We start from the raw sequence: 21,924 nt of genomic DNA, 5'->3' as shown, positions 1-21,924 counted from the left end.
TTACTTTTTCGCTGCCGGTGCAGCCACCGGCGTCTGAACCGGGGTTTTCACATTACGGACCAAATCTCCGTCATTGAGGAAGCCGGCGCCGCTGACGACAATCGTCGTGTCGGCCGTGATGCCGCTTACAATCTCGATGCGGTCGCTCAGGCGCCGTCCGGCCTGCACCTTGATCTGGCTGACCCGCTGGTCGGCATTCAGGCGGAAGACATAGCTGAAGCCATCGCGCACGGCAATGGCCTGCTGCGGCACCGTCAGCGCGCCCGAGGTGCCCAGTTCAAATTCGCCGCTGGCGTACATGCCGGCCTTGAACGGCGCATTGTTGCCGCTGCTTGCCGGCAGGTCCACATACACGAGGGCGGAACGCGTCTGCGGATCGACGGTAGGGGCGATCATGCGCACCTTGCCCGTCAAAACGCTGCCATTGGCCGCCTTGACTTGCGCCAGGGTGCCCGGTTTCAGGTTCAGCAACTCGGTGGCCGTCACTTCGGCGCGCCATTCGAGGCGGCCCTGGCGGATCATGCGGAACAGCTCCGTGCCGGCACCCACGACGGAACCGACGGTGGCCGAGCGCGAGGAGATGATGCCGCTGTCGGGCGCCACCACCTGCGTGTATTTCAGGCGCAGCTGCTGCGACGCCAGCTGCGCCTTGGCGGACGCGATGCGTGCATTGGCCGTCTGTTCGGCCGTCAGGTACTGGCTGATCTGCTGCGCGCTGATGGCGCCCGTGCTTTGCAGCGAGCGGGCGCGCTGCGCGTTGGCGGCCGCTTCGGCGGCATTCGCTTCCGCCTCCAGCACCGCCGCTTTCGCCTGCGCCACGTCGGCGTTCACCGTGTCGTTCGAGAACACGGCCAGCACCTGGCCGGCGCGCACCACGTCGCCCACGTTGACGCGTACGTCGGTGAGGCGCAAGCCGTTCGATTCGCTGCCGATGACGGCTTCCTGCCAGGCGGCCACGTTGCCGTTGGCCTTCAGCTTGATGGGCAGGCTGGCCGTTTGCGGCTTGGCCGTGGTGACGGTGAGCGCAGGCTTTGGTGCCGCGTTCTTGTCCTTGGCATCGTCGGCCGCCGTGGAGGAAGGGGAGTACAGGGCCACGCCAGCGCCCAGCACCACGCAAAGGGCGGCCAGCGCGAGCGCCATCGGTTTCAAGGTCATTTTTTTCATGTTGTCGTATCCGTCAGGGGGCATTGTTGGCGATGGCGTTGCTGCTGTTCCAGCCGCCACCGGCGGCGCGGTACAGCGCTACCCAGGCGGCGCTGCGTTCGCGCTCCAGGTTGACCACGGTGTTTTCGGCGGCCAGGCGCGTGCGGCGCGCGTCTTCCAGTTCGATCAGGCTGGCCAGGCCATTCTTGTAACGGTCTTCGGTGGCGACGAACGACACGCGGTAGCCTTCCAGGGCCGTTTTCGCGTGGCCGCTGCGCTCGTCCGTGCTGGCCAGGTTGACCAAGGCTTCTTCCACTTCGCGCACGGCCTGGCGCACGCCGGCGCGGTACTTCACCACCGCTTCGTCGTAGCGCGCCGTGGCTGCATCGACCTGGGCGCGGCGGGTGCCACCGTCGAAGATGGGCAGGCTGACGGCCAGCGGACCGATGCTCCAGGTGCTGGCCGTGATGCTGGTGCCGCCAGCGCGGATATTGCCTTTGCCGATGGCGCCGGCCAGGCTCAGACGCGGGTAGCGCTGCGCCTGGGCGCCGCGCACTTCGAAGCTGGCCGCTGCTACTTCGCGTTCGGCGCTGTAAATGTCGGGACGCTGGCCCAGGGTTTGCGCCGGCAGTTGCGCAATCGCAACGGGCGAGGGCGCAACAAAGGGGCTGGTCGCCAGCTTCTGGCGCAGCGTCTCTTCCGGCAGGGCCGACAGGGCCACCAGCGCCTTGACATTCACATCGCAGGCGGCGCGCTGTTCGATGGCGCGGCTGGCGCCTTCGGCGGCGCTGGCGCGGGCCAGGGCGACGTTGGCGGGCGGCTGGAAGCCGGCGCCGGCGCTCAGTTCCGTCAGGCGTGCCGAGTCGCGACGCGAGACGGCATCCTGTTCGGCCACGGCCTGCAGTTGCTGGCAGGTGCGCAAGGCGTAGTACTGGTTCGCCACTTCGGCGGCGACCGAGACGCGGGCCTCATGCCAACCCGCCCGGGCGCTGTCGTAGCGCTCCTGCGCTGCATCGCGCGTGGCACGGTTGGCGCCAAATACATCGATTTCCCATGACGCTTGCAAGGCGGCCTGCGAGGTGGTGCCGCTGGGCTGGGCCGATTGCTGGCTGGTGCGCACCACGCTACCGGTCGCATCGAGCTTGGGCGCCAGCGCGGCGCCGCTGGCGATGCTGTCCGCGCGCGCCTGCACGATGCGCGTGCCGGCGGCGGCGATGGTGGGGCTGACCTGCTGCGCATCGGTGATCAATTCCACCAGCAGGCTATCGCCCTGGCCCTGCCACCAGCTGGCCAGGTCCGTCAGCTTGCCGTTATGCGGCAGCGGCGCCTGCCACTGGGCGGGTGCGCTGGCTGCCACCGCTGCGGGCGGCCCTTGCAGGGCGCAGCCGCCCAGCGCCAGCACGATGCTGGCGGCCAGGGCGCGTTGAACGGTGCATCGAATAGTCGTCATGCTGGTCCTTCTGCTTGTCGTTGAGTGGTGAGGGGAGAGGAAGGAAGGGCCAGGCGCCGGCGCTCCACGTCAGCCATGGCCAGCGCGTAGTCGGTCATGCGCGCCAGCCAGGTGTCGATGGCGTGCGGCGATTCCAGCAGTTGCGGACGCAAGGTTTGCAGCACCTCGGCGCCCACCATGTGCTGCAGGGCCAGCGAGGCGATGGAAAACGCCAGGCGGTGGATGTCGTCGCTGTTGTCGGGCGCGCCCAGGTGGCGTGCCAGCACGCGCGCGAGCGCCTCGTGTTCGGCACGGATGTTCTGGTCGACCTCGCGTGCCCACAGGCCCGTCGGTTCGAGCATCTCGCGGCACCACAGGCGCATGCAGTCGCGCGCGATTTCTCCCTGCTGCATGGGCGCGAGCAATTGCGCATAAAAGCCTTCCAGGCTTTGGCGCAGGGTGAAATGGGGCTGCTCGTACAGGGCGATATTGTCTTGTGGATCAGATAATTGATGGGAGAAGGCGGCGCGGTACAGGCCCGCCTTGTCGCCAAAATAGTAGCTGATGGCGGCTGCGTTGGTGCCGGCCGCCTGCGCCAGTTCGCGCGTGGACGTTTTGGCGTAGCCTTGCTCGGCAAACAGGCGGATGGCACTGTGCAGCAGCCGCTCGCGCGACTGCTCGCCGTCGGAACGGGGCTTGCGTCCGTCGTCGGCATGCGATGTATGGGGAATGTATTTTTCAATCATGCCGGAGATTTAATTACATATCTTAAACGATTGATATAACTAAATCGATTGATTTAGTTAAGGAAAGATGAAGATGCGTGAAAAACGCAGGCAAAAAAAAGCCCGCGTACTAGCGCGGGCTGAATCCAATGTTCGGAGAACGAATTGGAGGAGACAGTTCCACTATAGCGCTGAAAATGGTGCAGTGCAATACCGTAGAACTACGGTATCGATCTACGTTAGATGGCAAGAAATCCAGATTTATGCTGCGGCGCACCCGAATCAGGGCTTGCTGCGCAGGGCCAAGGTAAACGTGCTGCCGGAGCCGTAGTCGCTATTGAAGAACAGGGCGCCGCCGATGGCGTTGGCCAGGTTCTGGCACAGGTACAGGCCCAGTCCCGCGCCTTCCACGTGGCGCGTGGAGGTGGAATCGAGCTGCGAGAAGGCCTGGAACAGCTTGGCCTGGTCTTCTTCCTTGATGCCGGCGCCGCTGTCGGCGATGCTCATTTCCGTCACCAGCACGCCGTCTTCTTCGCGCTGGGACAGGCTGATGCGCACCGTGCCCTGTTCCGTGAACTTGATGGCGTTATTGAGCAGGTTGATGAGGATTTGTGTCAGCGCGCGGCGGTCCGTGTCGATGATGGCGGGCGGCTGGCCCGCTTCGCCCAGTGCCATTTCCAGCGCCAGGCCTTTTTGCTGGGCCAGGGGGCGCAAGGTGTCGGCCACTTCGGCCATCAGCTCCTGGCAGTGCACGGGCTCGATCGACAGGGTCAGCTTGCCCGCCTCGATCTTGGCCACGTCGAGAATGTCGTTGATCAAGGAGAGCAGATGGCGCGCGCTGGCGCGGATGGTATTGAGTTGCTTGTCCTGGTCGGACGTCAGGGGGCCGGGCAGTTTCATCAGCAGTGCGCCGGTAAACCCGATGATGGCGTTCAGCGGCGTGCGCAGTTCATGCGACATATTTGCGATGAAGGCGGACTTCATGCGGCTCGCCTCAGCCAGTTCCAGGTTTTTCAGGGCGATTTCGCGGTTGATGGTTTCCAGTTCGGCCGCATGGTGCGCCAGGCGCATGTTCAATTCGATCACCTGGCGTTCACGCGCCTGCAGTTCGCCGTTGACCTGCACCGCCTGTTCATACGTGGAAATGAGCAAATCGAGGATTTGCTGGCGCTCCGCATTGATGAAGTGCTTCTGGTCGCCCAGGTACAGGGCGATGCCGATTTCCACATTCTGGTTCTTGCGCAGCTTCTGGTTCATCAGCATGTGGCTGATGCGGTTGAGCAGGTAGTCTTCCGCATACGGCTTGCGGATGAAATTGTCGGCGCCGCATTCGATGCCGCGGATGATGTCCTTCGGGTCGTTGAGCGAGGTGACGAGGATCACGGGAATATCGCGCAGGGTCGGATCGGACTTGATGGCGCGGCACAGGTCGTAGCCATTCATTTCAGGCATGACGATATCGGACAGCACCAGGTGCGGTTTGCGCTCGCGGATGGCGGCCAGGGCCAGCTGGCCATTCGCCGCCACGCGCGCGTTGTAGTGCAGCGACTGGATCAGGCGGCGCAATCGCTCCGCCTGGGTCGGGCTGTCCTCGACGATCAGGATCTCGATTTCGTCAGGCTTGATTTGGTTGTTGGAGTCCACAGACCTCTCCTAGAATTTCAGTGTGGTGATGCTGGGCGCGGTGAGCGCGCAATATCGACATCCTGTGACTATATCGGATTTAGGTCTGCAAAAGTAACTTACAAGTAACTATTTTGGCCACAGGGAATGCTGTGGCCAACGGTTAATTCTCGCCCTGGAACTGGCCCGCGCGATACGTCAGCACGAGCGTATCGCGGTGGCCATGTTCGCCGATGGGCTGGATCGGCGTCGATTCGTGGATCACCGCTGCATCGTCGAGCAGCAGCAGCGACCATGGCTCGGTCAGGGTAAAGCGCTTGCCGTTGGGGCCATTGGCTTCGAAGATGCGCGTCTCGCCGCCCTTGACCTGTTCGCGTCCTATCAGCAGCACGGCGACGAAATCGACGCCGTCGCGGTGCGCGCCTTCCGGCGTGGGGCGGCCGATGCCATCGGTCGTATCGATGCGAAACTGGTGCGCCTCGATGAACCACGGCTGGCTGCCCTTCACCTGCGAGCAGGCGTCGCCCAGCGCGCGGATCAGCTGTTGCCAGGCTGGCTGCGCGACGATGGCCGGCTCGACCGGCTCGAACAGGCGGTGCATGCCGCCGTGCAGGGCGTTGTATTCGACCGGTTGCCAGTGCGGGCGGTGCGCCGTCTGCGTCAGGCGCGCGCCATCCTGCACGAAGCACGAGTGGCGCCGGCGGCGATAGCGGCCGCCATCTTTCAGGTAATTGTCCAGCGCCAGGGTATTCCAGCTCGGTTCGAGCGCGCGCAGCGCGGCCAGCGGGCAGCCGGCCAGCGCGGCCACGTCCTGCGGGCGCAGGACGGCATAGCCGTCATCGCGCAAGGCGTCCTTGACGTGGGACGGGTCGGTAAAGATCGGTGCGGAAGTGCTCATGGCGGTGCGGGCCGGAACGCGGCCTGTCTCAGTTTATCCAGCCTGGCATTCTACGACTTCGCGGCGACTCTTGTGTTACGTCCGCCAGGAATTATGCTTGCCGAGTTAAAAATTCTTTACCAGGGTCAGGCGCAGCGAGCGCGATTCCACCGGATGGAAGTGGATATCGTCGACCGGCTGCGCCTCGCCGGGCAGGCGCGAGGCATAGTAGTAATCGATGGCCGAGTCGCGCCGGTTGGCCAGGTTGTAGCCTTCGAGCTCCACGCGCAAGGTCTTGTCGATCTGGTAGGCGAGGCGCCCGTTCAAGCCCACGCTGGCCGACGAGCGCACGCTGTTGTCTTCCATCAGGGGGCGCGGGCCGAAGTAGCGCAGGCGCAAAGAGCCTGACCATGGCCCGCGCGGCGTCAGCGTCATGGCCAGCTGGGCCACGCCTTCGATGGCGCCGGGAATGAAGTCGCCCGCCGGATCGCTGCCGCGCGAGCGCGCCCGCGCATAGGCCAGGTCCAGGTCCAGCGACAGCCAGCTGGCCGCCTTGTAGTAGCTGGAAAACTCGATGCCGTAGCGGCGGCTGGGGCGGCCCGCTTCGGTGGCGCCGGCGTCGCCGATGAACAGCAGCTCGGAATCGAAGTCCAGGCGGTACAGCGACAGCGAGGTTTGCAGGCCGGCGATGGCGGCGCTGCGCAAACCCAGTTCCAGGGCGCGCGAGCGCACCAGGGGCGTGACCTTGTCGGCCGCCTCGCCCGTCTTCGGGTCGACCGTGATCGTCGCGCCGCGCGCGTCGTTGCTGTGGAAGCCATTGCCAATGTTGAAGTACGCTTCCGTGTCGCGCCATGGGCCGGCGATCACGCTCAGGCTGGGGCTGAACAAATGGTCGCTGGCCTGGCCCGAATTGGTGGCGCGGTCGCTGCGCACATCGAAGCGGTAGGCGTCCGCGCGCAGGCCGGCCACTGTGCGCAGCGACCGCGACCAGCGCGTGCTGTTTTCGGCATATACGCCGATGCTGGTTTCTACGATATGGTCTTGCCGCGTGGTCGACACGATCTGGCGCTGGCGCGTGTGGTACAGGCCATTGTGGATATTGTCGTTCTGTAGCTGCACGCCGATGGTGGTGTCGCTGCTGCCCCTGTCCGTGTGGCGGTGCCAGGTGTGGCTGGCATCGAGGCCGGCCGTCACGCGCCGGTCGGGCTGGGCGAACTGGTCGCCGTTGACCGGGTCGTCCATCGCATACGTGAAATTCGAGAACAGGGCCAGGCGGTTGGCGATCACATACGCGCTGACCCTGGACGACACGTCGTCCGTGGTCTGGCGCCAGGCGCCCGACAGGCTGTAGCGCTGCGCCTTGCCGCCGTCACTGGCATCGATGGCGTCGAAGCGGCCCAAGGTGCCGTCCTGCACGGCGCGCAGCGGAATCTGGTCGGTGGCATGCCAACTGGCGTCGTACGCCATGGCCGTGACGTTGAAACCGTTGTTGGCATAGCCTTGACTGTAGCGCAGCACGCCATTGAGCTTGCGGTAGCGGTCCGGCTGCGTGAACGGACCATCGTTATGCTGCGCTTCGAGCGCGTACAGCAGGCTGCCGTCACCCGCATCGAGTGTATCGGCCAGCAGGGCGCGGCGAAAGCCGTTTTGTCCGATGCCCGCGCTGGCGATGCCCTGCGTCAGGCGGTTCGCGTAGACGATGGAGGCCGCTCCCGCCGAGGAAAAATCGCCTTGCGCCGCCGCATACGGGCCCTTTTTGTAATCGAGGCGCATGGCCAGTTCGGGGATCAGGAAGTTCAGGTCCGTCCAGCCCTGGCCGTGGCCATGGCTGCGCTGGTTGACGGGCATCTCGTCGACGCTGGTGCGCAAGTCCGTGCCGTGGTCGAGGTTGAAGCCGCGCAGGTAGAACTGGTTGGCCTTGCCCTCGCCGCTATGCTGGCTGACGATCAGCCCCGGCACGGCTTCGAGCAATTCGCCGGGCCGGTAGCTGGTGCGCGCGTCGAGCTGCTGTTGCGTGACGCTGCCCGCGTTGGCCGAATCGGCCACGCCCAGCTGGTTCAGGCGCGAACCGTCGACCAGCACGCGCTGGAAGATGTCGTCGGCGTGGGCGGCGGTGGCGGAAAACAGGGCGGCGAGGAGCAGGGGATGATAGCGTGGCTTCATGGTGGCCTACCGGATCGGCAGTTCCGTGTTCTGGTGGTCGAAAATCAGCGTCTGGATGCTGCCGCTGTCCTGCACGTTGAGGGTATTGCGCTGGCTGGGCAGGAAGTCGATCAGCAGCTGGTTGTGGATGCGCGTGGCGGGCGCCAGGCGCGTGCGTTCGATCTCCTGGAAGATCACCACATTGTCGGCATTGACCTTCATGCCGACCCAGTTCAGGCGCAATCGCTTGCCGTCCGGCGCCACGAGATAAAACTGTTTTTCCACATAGCGGCGCAGGGCCGCTTCGCTGTCTTCCTGGCCCAGGTCGAAGCGACGCTGGTACAGATTTGTCAGCAGCGCCTCGACGTCATGGCCCGTGTAGGTGTGCACTACTTCGGTGCTGCCGCTGGCCGCGTTATAGCTGATGTCGGCGATCCCCATGTGGAAGTTATGGGCGCCAGCGGCCATGCTGGCGCAGGCCAGCAGGCTTGCCGCGAGGAGGCGCCAGCGCTTCACGCCTCGTCGCCTTTGTCCGAACCGCTGTTCTTGCTTTTCAACGGAGTATGAAAGTCGCGCATCAGGTTATCTTTGGGCGATTTTTCGCTCTTGAACAGTTCCAGGCGCGATGGCGTGATCTTTCTCGGCCAGCTATTGTTGCTGGTGTCGATGTCGGCCGTTTCCCAGTACGGGTCCTGCACCAGGCCCACCATCGGTTCATCGGTGATGACGACCTTGGTGATTTTCTTCGGCGAGTAGCGCCACACTTCGGCCGGCACGCGCTCGACGTACTTCTTGCCGCTTTTCAGTTCGATCTCGAGGATCAGGGGCATGACCATGCCGCCCAGGTTCGACAGGTCGACCAGGTACAGGTGTTTGCCCTGTTTCAGCAAGTCCTTTTCCCACGGTTCCAGGGCGGCCAGCGCTTCGGCATAGGCGTTGCGGTCCTTGTTGGTCACTGTGAAATCGTCGTGCTGGTTGTAGAAATCCTTCAGTTCCGGATGCGCATCGACGCGGCGCGGCATGCCCTTGTTGGCGCGGCTCGTGACCGATTCCGGCTGGGCGTCCTTCTGCGCCTTTTTCCAGGCTTTTTCCGTTGCCGGATCTTTTGAGCTCACGCCATATTCGCTGATGCCGTCGATGCTGATGTCGACCGGGTCGGTGGTATAAAACCAGCCGCGCCAGAACCAGTCCAGGTCCGTGCCGGAGGCGTCTTCCATGGTGCGGAAAAAGTCGGCGGGCGTGGGGCGCTTGAACTTCCAGCGCTGCGCATATTCCTTGAACGCGTAGTCGAACAGTTCGCGTCCGAGGATGGTTTCGCGCAGGATGTTCAGGCCCGCCGCCGGCTTGGCGTAGGCGTTGTTACCGAACTGCAGCAGCGATTCTGAGTTCGTCATGATGGGCACCTGGTCGCGGCTACGCATGTAGTCGACGATCTCGCGAGGCTCGCCGCGCGAGGCCGGGTAGTTCTCTTCCCATGCCTGCTGCGCCAGGTATTGCACGAAGGTGTTGAGGCCTTCGTCCATCCAGGTCCACTGGCGCTCGTCCGAGTTGATGATCATCGGGTAGTAGTTGTGGCCCACCTCGTGGATGATCACGCCGATCAAGCCATACTTGGTGCGCTTCGAATACGTCAGCTCGCCTGTCTTCTTGTCTTTCACCGGACGGGGGCCGTTGAACGAGATCATCGGATACTCCATGCCGCCCACGGGGCCGTTGACGGAAATGGCCGTCGGGTACGGGTAGGCTATGCTGTACTTGTTGTACTGTTCAATCGTGTGCACGATGGCTTGCGTGCTGTACTTTTCCCACAGCGGATTGCCCTCTTTCGGATAGTAGGACATTGCCATCACATCGCTGCCGCCCTTCTTGTAGCCCTGCGCATCCCAGATGAACTTGCGGCTCGAGGCCCAGGCAAAGTCGCGCACGTTGGCCGCCTTGAAGTGCCACGTCTTTTGCGCGCGGCTGACGGATTTTTCGGCCGCCTCCGCCTCTTTTTGCGTGACGATGACGACGGGCATGTCGCTGCTGCGGGCCTTTTCCAGGCGCTCGCGCTGTACGGCGGAGAGCACCTCCTGCGGGTTTTGCAGCGCACCCGTGGCGGCGACGATATGGTCGGCCGGAACCGTCAGCTGCACGTCGTAGTCGCCAAATTCCAGCGTGAATTCGCCCGAGCCGAGGAACTGCTTGTGCTGCCAGCCGGCCGCGTCGTAATAGGCCGCCATGCGCGGGAACCACTGCGCCACCTCGAACAGGGCGTTCTTGTCGTCGAAGACTTCATAGCCGGCGCGACCACCCAGTACCTTCTGTTCATTGATGCGGTAATCCCAGTCGATCTGGAAGACGAAGTCCTGGCCCGGTTTCAGGGGCTGCGGCAGGTCGATGCGCATCATGGTGCGGTTCACAACATATTTCAAAGGCTGGCCGTCCGCGCCTTTTAACGCGCGGATATGGAAGCCGCCCTGGAAGTCGCCGCGCGCGAGCATGCCGCGCAAGCCTTCGAACTTCATCGTTTCGTCGCCCGCCGTTTTGGCCCACGCCTGGCGCGACGGTGCCGTGGCCATGCGGCGCGCGTCGGAATCGGGCTTGTAGATGTTCTGGTCCAGCTGCAGCCACAGGTAGCCGAGAGTGTCGGGCGACTGGTTATGGTAGGTGATGCTGCCGCTGCCGGCGATTTCGCGTTTGGCTTCGTCCAGGGTGGCGCGGATGGTGTAGTCGGCGCGTTGCTGCCAGTAGGCGTGGCCCGGCGCGCCGGAGGCGGTGCGGTAGGTGTTCGGGGTGGGCAGCACTTCTTCGAGCTGGCGGAACTTGTCGTCGAATGGTTCGGCAGCGAAAGCCGACACGGTAAAACACAGAGCCAACGAGGCTACGGAGCCGAAAGGTATGCGCATGGTCACCCTGATGTTGTTGTAAGGAAATAGTGGCAACTATTCTATACGCAGGGTGGGGGCGTCCTTGTATCGATTTGTAATAAAGAAAGGCAGATTTTGCGCCAGCTTTTGCCTGGCGCTGTCAGGGCGATGCTTTACCTTATTTTGCTCGGAAAAGCAGCGTTTTTACTCACTTTTCATCAGGCTGTCGCGCAACTGGTTCAGTTGTTGTTTCATGTCCACAACTTGCTCCACGCTGCAGTGGCTGGCCGTCAGGATGGCTTCGGGCAGCAGGGCCGCTTCATGGCGCAACTGGTCGCCTTGCTGCGTGAGGGAAATGATGACCTGGCGCTCGTCGCTGGCGGCACGCGCACGCGTCAACAGGCCCGCTTGCTCCATGCGCTTGAGCAGGGGCGTCAGGGTGGCCGAGTCGAGGAACAGGCGCTCGCCCACTTCCGACACCGTCAAGCCGTCGCGTTCCCACAGCACCATCATCACCAGGTATTGCGAATAGGTGAGACCGAGCTTGCGCAGCAGCTTGCGGTACAGCTTGTTCATGGCAAGCGAGGTCGAGTACAGCGCAAAGCACAGCTGGCTGTCCAGGCGCGGCACCTGGTGCAGGGGATTGGGGGCGGTGGTGGTATCCATGGGCACAGTATATATAGCGCGCTATTTAATTGCAATGCGCGGCGCCTACCCGGCGTAGCGCGCGCGCAGCAGGGCGAGCATGGCCACATTCTGTTCCCAGGTATCGCTTACGGGCTGCTGCGTGTACGGCAGCGTTTGCAGGTAGGGCGCAGGGCCGAATTCCGGCGTGAACGTCATGCGCTCGGCACCGGCCGCGCGGCGCAGGGCGACGATGGCATCCCACCACGCCAGGTGGGCGTCCAGCGCTGCCTTGGCTTCCGGCGCGCGGAAGTCGGCCACCTGCGGCCCCTGCGCATGGCCCACGCGCGCGTGCACATGGCGCACCAGCGGCAGTACCTGCGCCAGGGTCTGCGGCTGGTCTTCCAGCAGCGATTCGCAGGCGCAGCACCAGTGCGACAGGTCGGCCGTCAAGGGCAAATCCGGGTACTGCTGCAGATACGGCAACAGCAGCATCGGGTGGCCGCTGAAACGGCTGCGGTGAATTTCATGCACGATGGGCACGCCGTGCTTTTCCGAGATGGCGGCGGCCAGGTCGAGCAACTGCGCGTTTTGCGCCTGGCTGTAGTAATCCTTGCCCGTGTGCGTGTTGACCAGCACGGGGCGCGCCAGGCAGGCATTCTCCAGCAGCTCGGCCAGGGCGGCGCGGTGCAGATCGAAGTTGCTGTGGAACACGGTTTCCCACTGTGCGGCGATCAGTTGCAGTCCCGCCTTGGCGATGCGGTCCGTCCATTCCTCGCGCAGGGCCGCGTCCAGCGGCAGCGACATCTCGATGCCGTCGAAGCCGGCCGCCAGAACCTTGTCGATGAAGACCTCGGGCGCCAGCACGTTATTGCCCCAGTGGGCGGCGAAGACGTCGATGCGCATCAGACGAAGCCCCGCACGGGGAACGCCGCGTCGCGCTGGATCCAGTTGTGGGCCGCGTATTCCGTCTGGCCATCGGTGGCGTGCAGGGTGTAGGCATGGCGCGAGACGGGCGAGCGGTTTGGCGCGCTGTAATGGGGCAGCAAGCCGTGGAAGCAGACCAGGGCGCCCGCCTTGACTTCCAGCGGCACGGCCGTGCTGTCGTCGGGCCAGGGCATGGCGTCGAGTTTTTCCACGCGCACGGCGTCGCCGTTGCGGATGAAGCGTTCGCGCAGGGGGCCGCGGTGGCCGCCCGGTTCCGCCCACAGGCAGCCGTTGTCCAGGGTCGCGTCTTCCAGCGCGAACCAGAAGGTGGTCACGCTGATCGGCGTGGTTTCGAAGTAGGTGGCGTCCTGGTGCCAGCGCACTTCGCCGCCGATGCCGGGCTGTTTAAAGATGTACATCGATTGCCAGACTTGCGCGTCCGCCAGGCCCAGGTCGCGCGCCACCTCGGCCAGTTTCGGGTCGGCCGAAAAAGCGCGGAAGACGGGGTCCAGGTCATGCATGGCGTGGCCGATCTTGTTGATCGACAGCGATTTTGCCTGCTTCAGCTGGCCGTCCGCGCCGAACGCCTCTTCCTCGAAGAAGCAGCGGATGGTGTTGTCGGAGGCGAGAAAATAATCGTTGGTGTTCTTCGCCTGATCGCGCGTGGTGAAGATGGACTGGCTGACGCTGGGGTCGAATTCGTTGACAATCTGCTCGGCGCGCGCGCGCAAGGCGGCGATTTCGTCCACACCCTTGAAATCGGGCAGGATGATGTAGCCGTCGCGTTGGTATTGTTCTTGTTGCGGGATTGTCAGCATGGCGGCGGCTCCAGAGGTCAAGGGAAAGCGCCATTGTAGGATGGGCGAGGGCGGCAAACAATCGCCCAGCGGTTGACAGATTGTCGCCAAAGCGCAGACAATCTTTGACATGGATCAACTAAAAGCGATGGAAATCTTTGTCGAAGTGGCGCGCCAGCGCAGCTTCACCGTGGCCGGGCAGCGCCTGGGCCTGACGCGCGCCATGGTCAGCAAGACCATCATGCAGCTGGAAGCACGCCTGCATGCGCGCCTGCTGCACCGTTCCACGCGCGAAGTGAGCTTGACGGATGCGGGCCGCGCCTACCTGGCGCCGTGCATGGCCACCGTCAGTCAGGCGCAGGAAGCGGCGCGCATGGTGGCGCACGTGGCGCAGACGGGAGCGGGGGCGGAGCTGGCCGGGCCGCTGCGCATCCAGGCGCCATCGAGTTTCGGCAGCGCGTGGCTGGCCGATGCCGTCGCCCGTTTCAGCCTGCTGCACCCGCAGGTGCGGGCCGAGTTGTTTGTCGACGATGCCCTGCTCGACCCGATACGCCACGGCTTTGACTTGACCATCCGCGTGGGCGGCATCCCGGACAGCAGCGCGCTGGCCATGCGCCCGCTGGCGCCCTGCCGCGCCGTGCTGTGCGCCAGTCCCGCCTATCTGGCGCAATGGGGCGTGCCGCAGACGCCACAAGATTTATTGAAGCACCAGTGCCTGCATTTCAGTCACCTGACCGATGGCACGCACTGGCATTTCCAGCGGGGAGAGGGGGAACAGCGAGAGGAAGTGGGCGTGCGCGTGCAGGCGGGCTTCACTGCGAACAATGGCCTGGTGCTGCACCAGGCGGCGCTGCGGGGACTTGGCATCGTCTACAGCACCACCTTCCTCGCCTGGCGCAATCTGCTCGATGGCAGCCTGCTGCCCGTGCTGCCCGGCTGGGAGCTGCCGCTGAATCATTTGAGCGCGCTGTATCCGGCCAGCCGGCAGATGTCGCCGAAGGTGCGCGCGCTGATCGATTTCCTGGTGGCCGAATACCAGCCCGTGCCGCCGTGGGACCGCGAGCTGGCAGCGGCCGGATTTTTTAGTTGAAGGCGACGGGTTCCAGCGTCCATGCGCCGTCCGCGTACACACGCTCGTCGTCCAGGTAAACGGCCTCGGTGACGGCGAAGATGTCGACGTGGTAGCGCGCATCCTTGCGCTTGAATTGCGGTTTGGCGTAGACGCCGTGCTTGGCGCCCAGCGACAGGTGGATGCCGCACATGCGTTCATACGTGCCGATGTCGTTGACCAGCTGCTCGCGCGAAAAGGCGCGGTTCATGCCGAAGCCCAGTTCGCGCACCCACACCTCGCCCTCATGCGCGCGGATGATCTCCAGCATGGCGGTAAATTCCGGCGTGGCGTGCTCGGTGCCCGTGACTCTGCCCTTGTCGATGATCAGGGTGATCGGCGTGTCGGGGCGGTTGACCATGAACTGCGTGTCGCCAAAGACGAAGATGCGCACGCGCCCGTTCACCGCTTCCAGGTCCTGCGCTTCCGTAAACACTTCGCCCAGGGGGAACTGGCCGCCGATATTGTTCATCCCCGCATAATCGCCGATATTGAGTTTGGCCGATTCGAAGGGCGAGGCGAAGACCAGCTGCTCGCCGCCGCTGTCGACCATGCCGTGGCGCGCACGGTCGATGCGCGCTTTCAGTGCATGGCCTACGCCGCGATAATAGGCGGGGTCGTAGGCCAGTGAAGCGATGTAGTGCAGTCCCTGCACGCCGGGCATGCGCGACAGATGCACGTGTTCGATCACTTTCAGGCCCCGCTTGAACAGCTCGATGCGGATGCGGAACGCTTCCAGGCGGAAGCTGGTCGACTGGATCAGCACGACGAGGCTGCCGGTGGGCAGTTCGGCAAACGCGGCCAGCACGGCGTCGGGCGTGACGTCGTCGAAATCGATGAAGCTCGCGTCCGGCAAGGCCTGGCGATACGCTTCCGTCAGTACCACGTTGAGCCAGCTGCGCTTGTCGCAGACGATCAGGGCCGGTTCGTCCGGGCGGTGACAGATGGCCATGGCCAGCAGGTCGGCCACGTTTTGCGCGGCCACTTCGGTGGCGGCGGCGCTGATGGCGTCGAGCCGGCTGGTGTCATTCTCTGGAAGCGTCATGGTGCGAAGGTGTCTGGCGTGAAGGAATCGCAGCATTATAAGGTGATTGCTGCTTAAGTTGATTGCGGCAGGGTACACCATTCCCCATCCGGCGGAGGACCTGTGGCTGCCGCGCCCCTGATTATCTTGTGTAGTGCTTTATGGCAATGTATTATTTGATAAATGGTATGAATGGGTATGAATGGGTATGGCAGGGCATGGCAGCGAGCCTGGAAGTGGACCGGCACAGCGGCAAAGCCGCGCATGCGCACGGTGACACGCTTTCAGTGATGCAGGGACAACAAGCCAACAGGCGATGACTAAGAGTGTGATGTGATGAGCATAATCGGACAAGATATTCCCATGGAGCGGCCAGATACGGATGGGCGCGCTGCCGTATTCGTTCCCGTCACGGGCGTCAAGGAAGATGTCTTGCTGACCATACGCAAGGGTGCGGCGATCGTCGGCTTTGCCAATCACGACCGCACGATCACCGTGTATTTTGAAAGCAACCGCTTTGACGACCCCGTGCTGGCCAAGTGGGAGCACAAGGCGCGCAAGGCCTACGACCGCCTGGTCGACAATGCGCCCACCGTGTCGAAGCTGACCACCAGCCCCGTCAATTTCGAGCAGATCGGCTATATCAATGGCAAGGGCATCACCATCCGCCGCATGGAAAGCTTGCAGCGCTGGCTCGCGTATTCGGACGCGATGGAGACTTGCCCGGCAACGGATATCATTCCGCGCACGGTGATCGCCAAGATTGACGCCGTCAAGGTGTAAGAGCGGCGGTCAACAATGTGTCGGATTACGCGTGGCTTTGCCTCGCTAATCCGACCTACGCGACCTACGTCTGACCTAGCTTATCACTACACCACGACGATATTCGCCTGCGCCTTGAGCGGGCAGGGCAGGGTGTCGTCGAAGGTGATTTCGATGGCGCTGGCGACGAACATGCCGCCGATGTGCTGGGCGGCGATTTCCGGCGGCGTGCCCGGCTTGGTCAGGTTGACGTCTTGCGCGAAGACGAAGACTCTCCAGGTGCCGTAGACCTTTTGATCATATTGTAGCAAGGTGCGGTAAGCCCGTTTCAAGTCCAGGCTGCCTGCGTACACGCCGTCGTTGGCGCCCGGGTCGAAGCCCAGGCCATCGTCGGTCAGCGATGCGACGAAATACAGGCCCTGCGGCGCCTGGAACAGCACGAAGGCATACAGCTCCGTGCCGCGGAATACATTGCCATTGTCGCGCTGGAAGCTGGCGCGTATCCACAGCGGTTCATACGCTTGCACGACGGCGGGCGTATCCGTTTCCACCGGCCCCGCCACATGGATGTTGACTTGCGTTTCGGTCACCGCATGCTGGTAGGTGGCGCCCGTGGTGAAACGTTGATACTCCCAGCTGATGTCGGCGGTGTAGGGCAGGCCCGCGTTCGGCGCTTCCGGTAACACCCATTGCGCCACGACGCGCTCGGCCAGGGTCAGTTCGCCGGCGGCCGGTGGTGTTGCTTCCTGGCCACGCCAGAATGGGTCCGCGATATCGGAGCAGGCGACGGCGACGGCGCCCGAGGCGATGGCCGAGGCCACGCCCGCCACCGTGAATTCGGGCTGGCCCGAGCCTGCCCCTTCCAGCGAACAGCAATCGACGCTGGGATCGGTTTCCTCGAAGCTGCCGCCCACGCTGAAACTGGCCTTGCCGGAGCCGAGCGCGGCGGCAATGATGGCGACCAGCGCGGCGATGATGGCGATGATGATGGCGAGTATCTTCCACCATGGGTCGGAAAACGGCAGCTCGCCATGCGTGCCCGCATAGGCGGGGTTCGGCGTCCAGACGAGGGTCATGCCGGTCGGCACGATGGGGCCCAGGCCGGGCGGGCAGCGGCACTCTTTTCCATCATTGCCCGTGCTGCCCCAGCGCTTGCCGGGCAGGTGGCCTTGCGGCTTGGACAGTTCCAGCGTGCCTTCCTCGACCGTGCAGGTATAGGTATTGGTGGCGCTGTCAAAGCGCGTCTGCGAGACAAAGATTTGCTGGATCGAGCGGCGCGGCGTGTAGCCGTCCGCCTTGGCGACAAAGCTGACGAGTCTCTTGCCGGGCGCCGCATGCTGGAAGTCGGCGTCCCACATCACCAGCATGGCCGCGCCGGCGGGAATGCTGGCAAAGAAAAAGGTGCGCGCCACGGGCACGATGCCGGGGTCGCCCACGCTTTCCAGGTACACCGTGACATTCGTCAGCGCGCTGCTGGACATGTTGCTGACGTGGGCGGCGATGCGCAAGCCATAGATGGCATTGTCGAAGATGCCATCGGGCAGCATGATATTGGTGACGGGCTCGATCGCGAACGGCCGCGTCAGCACCTGCATGGGGGTGTCGCTCATGATGCTTGCTCCTCGGGGCTGTGCTGTTCTTGCGCCGGCTCTTGCGCTCGCTCTTTCTCCAGAGCGGTGACGAGATAGGTGACGCCGCCCAGTACCTTGCCGTCCTGACTCTCCAGCACGCGCAGCAGCGCATACTGGCGTGGCGGCAAGGCTTCGGCACGCAGGCTCAGGTACGCGGCCTGCGCCTGGCCGCGCGGCACTTCCAGCGCCAGTTTTTGCTCGCCGGGCACATCGCCATTGCAGTGGGGCGTGCGTGCCAGGCCCGCTATCAGGCGCGCTTCCCTGGCCGGCTGCCATTTTTCCAGGCCCAGGGTGGCCAGCAGGCGCGCCGGCAATTCTCCACCCTGTTCAATGTGCAATTCCACTTTCCTGGCTGCACGGGGCAGGGCCGCCACCGTAATGGCCAGCAGCTGCGCGCGCCTGGCCGCCAGCACCACGGTAACGTTGCGCTGGGCGATCTGCTCGTGCAAGGTGGGCTGGAAGGGAAAACCGCTGGGCAGCGGATCGGGCAGCGGGTTGATGTCGCCCGCGCCGTGGGCCACGGCCAGCAAGCATTCGTGGCCGGCATTGACGATGACGGGCACCCAAGGCACGAGGCACAGCACTTCCTGCGTGGCGCCGGGCGGCAAGTCGGCAAACGCGGAACCGATCTGCGTGGCGGCGCCGACGGCGATCTGGCCGGACGGGTCGGCCCAGTAAAAGTCCACGCGCACGCCGTTCGAGGCGCTGTTGCCCGTGTTGTGCACGCGGCCCCACAGGTAATTGCTGGTGCCGGCAATGGGCGCGCCGGGCGTGCCATTCGGATCATTGCCCGGCACGACCCAGATATCGGCGCTGTCCCACCACCAGGGCTGGCCGTCTTCGATGATCAGGTGGGCTGGCATGGCGTTCTCCTTTTCCTTGGCCGGTGTTTCCAGCTTAGGCCGCGGCGGAGTTGGCTTTTTGATCGGTATCAAGGCCATGGAACACGCTGCCGGTGCGCCGTTGCCGTGCTTGCGTAAGGTAATATTGCGGCAGAATGCAGCTGAGTAAATCCAGGAAAAGGTTGGAACGTGTCTGAAAAAGTGAATGAAGTTTGCATCAACGCCGCTTGCGGCCGGACCTTGCTGCTGCGCCTGGCGCATTGCCCGTTTTGCGGCGCGCGCCAGGTGGCTGCAGCGCATGTAGTCGAGAAAGTACCAGCGCCGACCCCGCCCCCGCTGCCGCGCATGCCACCGCCGGTGCCCGTCGTCCCGTCCGTTCCTGCACCGCAAGCCGCGCCTCAGCCCGCTCCCCAGCCCGTCCTGCCACCGGCTGCCGCACCCGCAGCTGCGCCGGCCAAGGCGCCGCCCGCCAAGCCTGCCATCAAGGGTTCGGTGCCGCCGCCGCGCCCACCCGTGCGCTTGCGCACCTGGATCGCAGCGGCCGTGGTGCTGACCGGTATCTGGTTCTTCAACAAGCCCGCCGACAAGCCGGTCAGCGTGGCGGAACAGGTCGAAACCGCCACTACGCTGGCGGCGCAGTGCGACCTGGACGGGGCGCGCAGCGCGCTGGCCGTGCTGAAAAGCGCCAGGGCGCCCGCCGCGCAGATCAAACGCTTGCAGGCGAACATCACCAAATCCGCCGCCGCGTGCGAGCGGCAACAGCAGCGGGCACAGGCGTGGACGGCGCTGCAGGACAGTGTCAACCAGGCGCTCGATGCGGGCAAGCCGGACGTGGCCGCCACGCGCCTGGCCATCTACGTGAAGCGCTGGGGCGATGATCCCGATACGCTGGAACTCGATGCCAAAGTCAAAGTGGCGCAAGCCAGCGCCCAGCTCGACCTGGCCGACGCTTGCCTGGCGAAAAGCGACCGCGTCTGCCTGGAAAACAGCCTGATCGCCGCCGAGCACTACAAGCGGCCGGAACTGGCGGCGCGCACGCAGGCGCTGCGCACGGCATTGTCGCAACTGCTCGAGCGTTCGCTGCTGGACGCGGTCCCAACCCCGGCCCCGGGCCAGTAGTGCCCACATGTAAAACGCCCGCCGCGGCCAGGCCGGGCGGGCGTCGCGTTGCCGTTTGAAACGGCGCTTACTCTTGCGGCACCAGCGCCAGCGCCGCGCTGAAGTCGCCCATCGGCTTGCCGCCGTTGGCCACCAGCGCCTTGTCGCGCGTGCTCAAGCCGTCGAGCACGGGCAGGGCAAAGCGGTGCGTGATGGCGCGCAGGATCGAGGCCGAATCGTATTGCGTATGGTCAACCAATCCCTTTTTCACGTACGGCGAGACGAGGATGGCCGGCACGCGCGTGCCCGGACCCCAGCGGTCGCCCTTCGGCGGCGCGGCGTGGTCGTAGAAGCCGCCGTTTTCATCGTAAGTGACGATGACCAGCATGTTTTTCCACTGCGGACTTTTCTTCAGCTGGGCGATGACGCTGGCGATATGCGCATCGCCATCGGCCACGCTGGCGTAGCCCGCATGCTGGTTCAAATTGCCCTGCGGTTTGTAGAAGGCCACGGGCGGCAGCTTGCCGGCGCTGGCATCGCTGAGGAACTGGCTGTCGAAGTCGCGCAGGTGGGCGGCGCGGTAGGCGGGCGCCTTCACCGGGTCCATGTTGGCAAAGTAATTGAACGGCTGGTGGTGGAACTGGAAGTTCGGCGGATTCGGGAAGCTGCCGGCGCGCGCGCTGGCCGTGGCCAGGGCCGTCGTATCCTTCCAGGCGCCCGCATACCAGGCCCAGTCGATGTTCTTGCCAGAGAGCAAGTCTCCGATATTCGTCTGCGTTTGCGGCGGCAGGGTGTTGGCCTTGCCCGTGTCCGCATACAGCTTGCTGCTGTCGCCCGAGGCGGGCGCATTGCTGCTGGGCTGGAACGGCGGCTGCATGGTGTTGACGGCATAAAACATGCCCGTGCTGTCGGCCGGCGTCAGCGCGCCGTCGTTGGCATAGGCGGGTGCGCCGTTCAGGACCGTGCTTGGGGCCGTGGCGGACGGCGTCAGGCGCACGAAGTTACCGTTGGCGTCGACGTCGATCTTGGCAATCGATCCCTTGGCCACCGAGGTGTCCGCGTTCGGATAGGTGGGCGCGCAGGCGCAGATCAGGTACTGGTGCGTGAGGAAGGAGCCGCCAAAGGCGCCGATGAACAGATTGTCGGCCAGCGCATATTGTTTGGCGATGTCCCACAGCTGCATCTTGCTGCCGTCGTAATAGCCCATGGACAGGCCGCCCGCATCGGAATACGCGGCGAACTTGTCGTTGGCGCCGCCGTTGATCTGCATCTGGTTGTTGTAGAAGCGGTGCACCAGGTCGCGCGTGATGACCGATTGCGGCAGGTACAGGGGGCTGCCGGCATCGTCGATCTGGAACGGTTTGTTGGGCAAATTGGCCGATTGCGCCTGGGTGATGACGGTGCTCTGGCCGGCCGCCGTCATGCCGCCCCAGGTGGGCGGCAGCACGGGCAGGGTGCTGCCGTCATAGTCTTTCTGCGGCACATAAGCGGTGCTGGAGGTGGGGTTGACGCCCGGCACGCCATTCGCGCCCGGGAACAGGCCGTACAGATTGTCGAAGCCGCGGTTTTCCGCGTAGATGACGACGATGGTCTGGATATTGTTCAGCGCCAGGGCGCCGTTCAGGGCGGCCAGCGCGTCGGCGGGCGCCGCCTGTGCGCTGGCGCTGGCGATCAAGGCCGTCACACTGGCGTTTTCCGCCTTGAGTTTGCTCAACTCGTCGCCGCTGGCCTTGTTGAAGTCCGATGCCAGGCCCGCTTCCGACACGCCCAGGCGCGCGGCCAGCTTGCTGCTGGCGGCCGTAAAGTCGCCGCCGTTGCCGTCCATGATTTGCGCCAGTTCCGTCGACAGGGCGCTGACGAAGGCGCTGTGTCCGGCGGGGGCGCGCAGCAGCAGCTTTTGCGTGACCTTGCTGCCCGCGTCGCCGATGGCTTCGTGGCGGATGGCGTCCGTGCCGATGCTCGCCAGCACAGCGCCCTGACCGTCGAGCGTGTAGCTGCCGTCGGCGGCCGTGCGCACGGCGGCCGAGCCGCTGTCGCAGGTCAGCTTGGTCGTGCTGCTTTCCAGGCACACCTGGGCGTTTTCATAGTAGCTGCCGATGACCTGGCCCGTGATGTGGGGCGTGACGGCGTAGTCGCTGCCGCAGGCGGCCAGGCCCAGCGACAGTAGCAACGGCAGGGGCCGTAAAGAAGTTTTTGCGTGCAAGTTCATGTTCATGCCTTCTGGGTGGAAAACGTCGCATGCTAGGCAGGCAATATGTCAGCTGCGTGACATGTCAGCGTCTGTTACATGACGTAATGTACGAACTTGATACATGACGTTTTG

The 21,924-nt window shown here is 64.3% G+C and carries 18 protein-coding genes; 3 read left to right on the top strand and 15 right to left on the bottom strand.

Annotated features, from left to right (window positions below; genetic code table 11):
• The 11 genes from ACP7EG_RS22530 to ACP7EG_RS22480 all read right to left on the bottom strand — a co-directional run bounded on the left by ACP7EG_RS22530 (window position 1) and on the right by ACP7EG_RS22480 (window position 13,157).
• The gene (locus ACP7EG_RS22530) at window positions 1–1,164 is read right to left on the bottom strand and encodes an efflux RND transporter periplasmic adaptor subunit (protein ID WP_426089371.1); all 1,164 of its coding nucleotides are present in this window, start codon (window positions 1,162–1,164) and stop codon (window positions 1–3) included.
• A 13-nt stretch (window positions 1,165–1,177) separates the two neighbouring features.
• A complete protein-coding gene (locus tag ACP7EG_RS22525) occupies window positions 1,178–2,593 on the bottom strand; it encodes an efflux transporter outer membrane subunit (RefSeq protein WP_426089370.1) in 1,416 nt (471 codons plus the stop codon).
• Window positions 2,590–3,318: a CerR family C-terminal domain-containing protein gene (locus ACP7EG_RS22520; protein ID WP_426089369.1), complete on the bottom strand. Its 729-nt coding sequence runs from the start codon at window positions 3,316–3,318 to the stop codon at window positions 2,590–2,592. The genes ACP7EG_RS22525 and ACP7EG_RS22520 overlap by 4 nt, the downstream gene beginning before the upstream one ends.
• A 261-nt stretch (window positions 3,319–3,579) precedes the next feature.
• On the bottom strand, window positions 3,580–4,941 hold the full coding sequence (locus tag ACP7EG_RS22515) for a hybrid sensor histidine kinase/response regulator (RefSeq protein WP_071076027.1): 1,362 nt from the start codon (window positions 4,939–4,941) through the stop codon (window positions 3,580–3,582).
• A 142-nt stretch (window positions 4,942–5,083) separates the two neighbouring features.
• On the bottom strand, window positions 5,084–5,818 hold the full coding sequence (locus ACP7EG_RS22510; protein ID WP_099762349.1) for a 2OG-Fe dioxygenase family protein: 735 nt from the start codon (window positions 5,816–5,818) through the stop codon (window positions 5,084–5,086).
• A gap of 105 nt (window positions 5,819–5,923) precedes the next feature.
• Window positions 5,924–7,960 carry a TonB-dependent receptor gene (locus tag ACP7EG_RS22505; RefSeq protein WP_426089368.1) on the bottom strand — a complete coding sequence of 679 codons (2,037 nt, stop codon included), beginning with the start codon at window positions 7,958–7,960 and terminating at the stop codon, window positions 5,924–5,926.
• Window positions 7,961–7,966: 6 nt separating this feature from the next.
• Complete coding sequence (locus tag ACP7EG_RS22500; protein ID WP_426089367.1) at window positions 7,967–8,455, bottom strand: DUF6702 family protein; 489 nt, start codon at window positions 8,453–8,455, stop codon at window positions 7,967–7,969.
• Entirely contained in the window at window positions 8,452–10,827 is a 2,376-nt protein-coding gene (locus ACP7EG_RS22495; RefSeq protein ID WP_426089366.1) for a M1 family metallopeptidase, read from the bottom strand. The genes ACP7EG_RS22500 and ACP7EG_RS22495 overlap by 4 nt, the downstream gene beginning before the upstream one ends.
• Window positions 10,828–10,992: 165 nt before the next feature.
• Entirely contained in the window at window positions 10,993–11,454 is a 462-nt protein-coding gene (locus ACP7EG_RS22490; RefSeq protein ID WP_426089365.1) for a MarR family winged helix-turn-helix transcriptional regulator, read from the bottom strand.
• A 45-nt stretch (window positions 11,455–11,499) separates the two neighbouring features.
• The gene (locus ACP7EG_RS22485; protein ID WP_426089364.1) at window positions 11,500–12,318 is read right to left on the bottom strand and encodes a sugar phosphate isomerase/epimerase family protein; all 819 of its coding nucleotides are present in this window, start codon (window positions 12,316–12,318) and stop codon (window positions 11,500–11,502) included.
• Window positions 12,318–13,157: a phytanoyl-CoA dioxygenase family protein gene (locus ACP7EG_RS22480; RefSeq protein ID WP_426089363.1), complete on the bottom strand. Its 840-nt coding sequence runs from the start codon at window positions 13,155–13,157 to the stop codon at window positions 12,318–12,320. Before ACP7EG_RS22480 ends, ACP7EG_RS22485 begins: the two co-directional genes overlap by 1 nt.
• Before the next feature lie 109 nt (window positions 13,158–13,266).
• On the opposite strand from ACP7EG_RS22480, the gene ACP7EG_RS22475 reads away from it, so the two are divergent.
• Window positions 13,267–14,226: a LysR family transcriptional regulator gene (locus ACP7EG_RS22475; protein WP_426089362.1), complete on the top strand. Its 960-nt coding sequence runs from the start codon at window positions 13,267–13,269 to the stop codon at window positions 14,224–14,226.
• Here the strand turns inward: ACP7EG_RS22475 and ACP7EG_RS22470 are convergent.
• Entirely contained in the window at window positions 14,219–15,289 is a 1,071-nt protein-coding gene (locus ACP7EG_RS22470; protein WP_426089361.1) for a hypothetical protein, read from the bottom strand. The two genes, ACP7EG_RS22475 and ACP7EG_RS22470, sit on opposite strands and share 8 nt — an antisense overlap.
• 342 nt (window positions 15,290–15,631) lie before the next feature.
• On the opposite strand from ACP7EG_RS22470, the gene ACP7EG_RS22465 reads away from it, so the two are divergent.
• Window positions 15,632–16,051 carry a hypothetical protein gene (locus ACP7EG_RS22465; RefSeq protein WP_289945647.1) on the top strand — a complete coding sequence of 140 codons (420 nt, stop codon included), beginning with the start codon at window positions 15,632–15,634 and terminating at the stop codon, window positions 16,049–16,051.
• Window positions 16,052–16,137: 86 nt separating this feature from the next.
• On the opposite strand, the gene ACP7EG_RS22460 is transcribed toward ACP7EG_RS22465, so the two are convergent.
• Both ACP7EG_RS22460 and ACP7EG_RS22455 read right to left on the bottom strand, forming a co-directional pair.
• Entirely contained in the window at window positions 16,138–17,640 is a 1,503-nt protein-coding gene (locus tag ACP7EG_RS22460) for a hypothetical protein (RefSeq protein ID WP_426089360.1), read from the bottom strand.
• Complete coding sequence (locus tag ACP7EG_RS22455; protein WP_426089359.1) at window positions 17,637–18,524, bottom strand: hypothetical protein; 888 nt, start codon at window positions 18,522–18,524, stop codon at window positions 17,637–17,639. The genes ACP7EG_RS22460 and ACP7EG_RS22455 overlap by 4 nt, the downstream gene beginning before the upstream one ends.
• 168 nt (window positions 18,525–18,692) lie before the next feature.
• Between ACP7EG_RS22455 and ACP7EG_RS22450 the strand changes: the two genes are divergently transcribed.
• The gene (locus ACP7EG_RS22450; protein ID WP_426089358.1) at window positions 18,693–19,622 is read left to right on the top strand and encodes a hypothetical protein; all 930 of its coding nucleotides are present in this window, start codon (window positions 18,693–18,695) and stop codon (window positions 19,620–19,622) included.
• Window positions 19,623–19,689: 67 nt separating this feature from the next.
• Here the strand turns inward: ACP7EG_RS22450 and acpA are convergent, their stop codons facing one another.
• A complete protein-coding gene (gene acpA, locus ACP7EG_RS22445) occupies window positions 19,690–21,810 on the bottom strand; it encodes an acid phosphatase (protein ID WP_426089357.1) in 2,121 nt (706 codons plus the stop codon).
• Between the last annotated feature and the right edge of the window lie 114 nt (window positions 21,811–21,924).

The organism is Janthinobacterium sp. PSPC1-1 (assembly GCF_049897625.1).
GTDB classification, from domain to species: Bacteria; Pseudomonadota; Gammaproteobacteria; order Burkholderiales; family Burkholderiaceae_D; genus Janthinobacterium; species Janthinobacterium tructae.
Note: the sequence above shows the minus strand (reverse complement) of the source record. Positions and strands in the feature narration are given on the sequence as shown.

What these genes read in the sequence shown, in the direction of transcription:
- ACP7EG_RS22475 (WP_426089362.1), top strand. Translation starts at nt 13,267, where the DNA reads ATGGATCAACTAAAAGCGATGGAAATCTTTGTCGAAGTGGCGCGCCAG.
- ACP7EG_RS22470 (WP_426089361.1), bottom strand. Translation starts at nt 15,289, where the DNA reads ATGACGCTTCCAGAGAATGACACCAGCCGGCTCGACGCCATCAGCGCC.
- ACP7EG_RS22520 (WP_426089369.1), bottom strand. Translation starts at nt 3,318, where the DNA reads ATGATTGAAAAATACATTCCCCATACATCGCATGCCGACGACGGACGC.
- ACP7EG_RS22460 (WP_426089360.1), bottom strand. Translation starts at nt 17,640, where the DNA reads ATGAGCGACACCCCCATGCAGGTGCTGACGCGGCCGTTCGCGATCGAG.
- acpA (WP_426089357.1), bottom strand. Translation starts at nt 21,810, where the DNA reads ATGAACTTGCACGCAAAAACTTCTTTACGGCCCCTGCCGTTGCTACTG.
- ACP7EG_RS22525 (WP_426089370.1), bottom strand. Translation starts at nt 2,593, where the DNA reads ATGACGACTATTCGATGCACCGTTCAACGCGCCCTGGCCGCCAGCATC.
- ACP7EG_RS22495 (WP_426089366.1), bottom strand. Translation starts at nt 10,827, where the DNA reads ATGCGCATACCTTTCGGCTCCGTAGCCTCGTTGGCTCTGTGTTTTACC.
- ACP7EG_RS22530 (WP_426089371.1), bottom strand. Translation starts at nt 1,164, where the DNA reads ATGAAAAAAATGACCTTGAAACCGATGGCGCTCGCGCTGGCCGCCCTT.
- ACP7EG_RS22510 (WP_099762349.1), bottom strand. Translation starts at nt 5,818, where the DNA reads ATGAGCACTTCCGCACCGATCTTTACCGACCCGTCCCACGTCAAGGAC.
- ACP7EG_RS22455 (WP_426089359.1), bottom strand. Translation starts at nt 18,524, where the DNA reads ATGCCAGCCCACCTGATCATCGAAGACGGCCAGCCCTGGTGGTGGGAC.
- ACP7EG_RS22465 (WP_289945647.1), top strand. Translation starts at nt 15,632, where the DNA reads ATGGAGCGGCCAGATACGGATGGGCGCGCTGCCGTATTCGTTCCCGTC.
- ACP7EG_RS22485 (WP_426089364.1), bottom strand. Translation starts at nt 12,318, where the DNA reads ATGCGCATCGACGTCTTCGCCGCCCACTGGGGCAATAACGTGCTGGCG.
- ACP7EG_RS22505 (WP_426089368.1), bottom strand. Translation starts at nt 7,960, where the DNA reads ATGAAGCCACGCTATCATCCCCTGCTCCTCGCCGCCCTGTTTTCCGCC.
- ACP7EG_RS22480 (WP_426089363.1), bottom strand. Translation starts at nt 13,157, where the DNA reads ATGCTGACAATCCCGCAACAAGAACAATACCAACGCGACGGCTACATC.
- ACP7EG_RS22490 (WP_426089365.1), bottom strand. Translation starts at nt 11,454, where the DNA reads ATGGATACCACCACCGCCCCCAATCCCCTGCACCAGGTGCCGCGCCTG.